This is a genomic window from Aneurinibacillus migulanus (genome assembly GCF_001274715.1).
In the GTDB taxonomy this organism is placed as follows: domain Bacteria; phylum Bacillota; class Bacilli; order Aneurinibacillales; family Aneurinibacillaceae; genus Aneurinibacillus; species Aneurinibacillus migulanus.
In genome coordinates this window covers 1-1,028 of sequence record NZ_LGUG01000010.1, presented here as the reverse complement: position 1 = coordinate 1,028, position 1,028 = coordinate 1, and the positions used below count along the sequence as shown (strand labels likewise).

The 1,028-nt window shown below is 53.7% G+C and carries 1 protein-coding gene; it reads right to left on the bottom strand.

All coding sequences use genetic code 11. From position 1 onward, the window contains the following. Window positions 1-1,028, bottom strand: a 1,028-nt coding sequence (locus tag AF333_RS28650; RefSeq protein ID WP_053432789.1) for an aldehyde dehydrogenase family protein, incomplete at both ends; no start/stop codon positions are given.

Here is a 1,028-nt window from a genome sequence, read left to right as displayed (position 1 = left end):
ATGGCTCCAGTACACTTGCGGTTGAAGTACAGGTTGCCCACATGGAACTCGGTACGGGCACGCTCGATGTACTCGCGGTTGCGGGTAAACACCGACCCGGTCAAGCCGTATTCTGTATTGTTCGCTACTTCCATCGCATGGTCAAAATCACGCACTTTCGTAAATGCTACGAACGGTCCGAACACTTCCTCCTGCATAATGCGCGCATCCGGGTCTACATCGGCGAAAATCGTCGGTTCTACGAAGAAGCCTTCGTCGCCAGCTGGCTTGCCGCCTGCCACGAGCTTGCCTTCACGCTTGCCGATTTCTACGTATTCCATTACTTTGTTCAATGCTTTCTCGTCAATGACCGGACCGGTGTAGTTGGACGCATCACGCACGTCGCCTACTTTCAATCCTTTTGTGATGTCCACGACTCGGTTTAATACCTCATCGTACACCGCCTCATGAATAATCGCACGCGAGCACGCGGAGCATTTCTGACCGGAGAAGCTGAACGCTGATGCGACGATGTTTTGTGCCGCCAGTTCCACATCTGCATCATCCAGCACGACGATGGCGTCTTTGCCGCCCATCTCAGCAACGAGACGTTTCATCCAGATTTGGCCTGGAGCCACTTTGGAAGAACGCTCATGAATGCGCAAACCGACTGCACGGGAACCAGTGAAGCTGATAAAACGGGTCAACTTGTGATCAACCAGGTAGTCTCCGATCACATCCGGACGACCCGGCAAGAAGTTCACCACACCCGCTGGAAGACCCGCTTCGACTAACAGCTCATAAAATTTGTAGGCGATGACTGGCGTCTGGCTAGCCGGTTTCAGAATAACGGTATTCCCGGTCACCATCGCAGACGTCACCATGCCAACTACGATCGCCAGCGCGAAGTTCCATGGCGGAATGACAACACCGACCCCCAGTGGAATGTATTCCAGGTGGTTGTCTTCGCCCGGCAGGCGGACGAGTGTTTGCTGACCACGGTCTTTGAGTTCCAGCGCCTGGCGCGCATAATATTCCATAAAGTCAAT